At 43.6% G+C, this 1,123-nt stretch carries 2 protein-coding genes and 1 rRNA gene; 1 reads left to right on the top strand and 2 read right to left on the bottom strand.

The window, feature by feature from the left end; translation table 11 throughout:
- The first annotated feature begins 77 nt into the window (after positions 1 to 77).
- Positions 78 to 195, top strand: a 5S ribosomal RNA gene (gene rrf, locus QUA07_RS29920).
- Positions 196 to 305: 110 nt separating this feature from the next.
- On the opposite strand, the gene QUA07_RS29925 is transcribed toward rrf, so the two are convergent.
- Together QUA07_RS29925 and QUA07_RS29930 are read right to left on the bottom strand one after the other, a co-directional pair.
- Complete coding sequence (locus tag QUA07_RS29925) at positions 306 to 794, bottom strand: transposase (protein WP_333332881.1); 489 nt, start codon at positions 792 to 794, stop codon at positions 306 to 308.
- Positions 791 to 1,060 carry a winged helix-turn-helix domain-containing protein gene (locus QUA07_RS29930; protein WP_333332884.1) on the bottom strand — a complete coding sequence of 90 codons (270 nt, stop codon included), beginning with the start codon at positions 1,058 to 1,060 and terminating at the stop codon, positions 791 to 793. The genes QUA07_RS29925 and QUA07_RS29930 overlap by 4 nt, the downstream gene beginning before the upstream one ends.
- Positions 1,061 to 1,123 lie beyond the last annotated feature (63 nt).

Here is a 1,123-nt window from a genome sequence, read left to right on the forward strand (position 1 = left end):
GCTTGACCTCTGTTTCTACATGGTAATTGATGACTTAATTCTCTGCAGTCTTCAGGGTTTTTTACCCTTAAATTTTTCTAGGTGTCTATGACGCAGTGGCACCACTCCGATTCCATCCCGAACTCGTTTGTTAAACGCTGCGGTGGCGAAGATACTTGGCGGGTCACTGCCTGATAAAATAGCTCGATGCCTGGGATTTTATTTTACAATATACAGCCTCTTTCTGAGCTTCAGATAGGGGCTTTGTTGTTTTTGCTGATTAAGTTGCCCTACCTGTTATATCATGTCCGGTCGATTAACCATGATTAAACTTTTGCCTCCGGCCACCAATAGAAATGAGTCAAACCACTGATTAACTGTTTGAGATTTAACAGTTTTCGACATCGCTCAAATAAAACTGCTTCTAATTCATCTAAGTTTTTAAAACAGCGATTGGCTATCGGTTCATTTGTCAGTGGCCACAGTCTTTCTGCTGGTTGGACTTGGGGCGAGTGTGAAGGCAGACAATACAAATGTATGCCGTCGGGGATTTTCACGCTTTCACTTAAATGCCATCCGGCTCCGTCTACGACTAAAACGACTCTTTTTTTCGGTCCTACTTTCCAATGTCTGGCAAAATCTTCTAAAACTCGCTCGAAAAGCTGGCTGTTGACAAATGGCAGTATCCACCAATATGTTTCTCCTGAACTCGGATGCACAAAACCATATAACCACAACCATTGAAACCGCCAATTAACAACAGCGGTGGCATTACTAAACTCATCCACCCATTCCCGCCTCAAAACAGGTTTCAATCAAGCAACGATGTTCGTCCATTGACCAGACTTCTACGTCGCTTGAAGGGTTCTCCTTCTTGATTTTCAAGACGAACCGACGCAGATTTTTTTTTCCATTCCTCTTGTTCGAGGAGATCTGATTCCTGATGTTCTGGACGAGGAACTCTCAATCGAAACTTCATGGACTTGAGATATTCCCACCCTCTTTGACGACCGACTTTTTCACCCTTGAGTTCACTCATCCAGTCGGCCACTTTACGACCATTCCACAGGGAGCGTGTCACTTTTGCGATGAGTATAAATACTCAGAAATACTAGGGCAGAGGTTTTGAGCTATTGTTGGGCAA

Source organism: Microcoleus sp. T3_A4 (genome assembly GCF_036700465.1).
Lineage (GTDB): Bacteria > Cyanobacteriota > Cyanobacteriia > Cyanobacteriales > Microcoleaceae > Microcoleus.